General features: G+C 74.4%; 2 protein-coding genes. Both read left to right on the top strand.

Annotation, left to right across the window (positions count from 1 at the left end; translation table 11 throughout):
- Positions 1–151 precede the first annotated feature (151 nt).
- The gene (locus ACFU99_RS44580) at positions 152–685 is read left to right on the top strand and encodes a DUF6578 domain-containing protein (protein ID WP_384404644.1); all 534 of its coding nucleotides are present in this window, start codon (positions 152–154) and stop codon (positions 683–685) included.
- A gap of 28 nt (positions 686–713) precedes the next feature.
- Positions 714–1,015: winged helix-turn-helix domain-containing protein (locus ACFU99_RS44585; RefSeq protein ID WP_384404646.1), on the top strand; the 302-nt coding region annotated here is incomplete at its 3' end.

The raw sequence follows: 1,015 nt of genomic DNA on the forward strand, positions 1-1,015 counted from the left end.
AGGCACCAAGGCGATACGACGTCCGCCGGACGACCACCCACCGATTTTCACGCCCACAGGGTGTCGCCGTCAGGGCGACCGGACTACTGACACCCGCAAAACGCCCCGCCGAACCTCCCGAGTTCCGCCATGGCCCCGCGAGACTGGGGCCATGGTGCTCTGGAAGGTGTTCTACGCGGACTGGGAGATGGAGTGCTGCGGCACGCCCTTCCCGGTCGGGGCCGAGGTGCGCTGGACGCTGCTGCTGACGGAGGACGCCGACGACACGTGGCAGGACTGCCGCTGCGAGGTCGAGGGCCCGGTCGAGTCCCGAGGCGGCACGGCGGCGATCATCCGGGACGGGGCGCTCACCGCCCTGTGGAGCGAACCGCCGTGGCCCCTGCCGGGACGCGCCCGCGTCACCGGGCGGCTCTCCGTTCACGGCCACGGGCCGTCCCCGGAGGAAGTGGCGCCCACCGTCGGCCTGGTCCGCCGCATCCAGGTCGTCACCCAGGGCTTCGCCGAGCCCCGCACCGGCAGCCGGTCGTTCGCACCCGTGCCCGGCGAGCGCTGGCTCCGGGAGGTCGACATGTGCCCCAAGTGGTTCCGGCGCGAGGTCGACGGGCCGGAGCGGATGCGTAGCGGCGTCGGCTACCGCAGGGACGAGACCGGTGTTCTGGTCGAGGTGGGCACCGCTGATTGGTGAGGCGGGGCGGGTAAAGGACAATGGGGCGGTGCGCTACGGCATCCTCGGTACCACCCAGGCCCACCGCGACGACGGTACGGCCGTCGCCCTCGGCGGTGCGCGGCTGCGCGCTCTGCTCGCCGCGCTCGCCCTGCGCCCCGGCCGGGCCCGCGCCGCCGAAGCGCTCATCGACGAGATCTGGGAGAGCGACCCGCCCGCCGACGCGCACGGCGCGCTCCAGGCGCTCGTCGGGCGGCTGCGCCGCGCCCTCGGCCACGACGCCGTCGAATCAGCCGACGGCGGCGGCTACCGGCTCCGCGCGGAGCCCGACGACGTCGACCTGCACCGCCC

Source organism: Streptomyces sp. NPDC057654 (assembly GCF_042800135.1).
Taxonomy (GTDB): domain Bacteria; phylum Actinomycetota; class Actinomycetes; order Streptomycetales; family Streptomycetaceae; genus Streptomyces.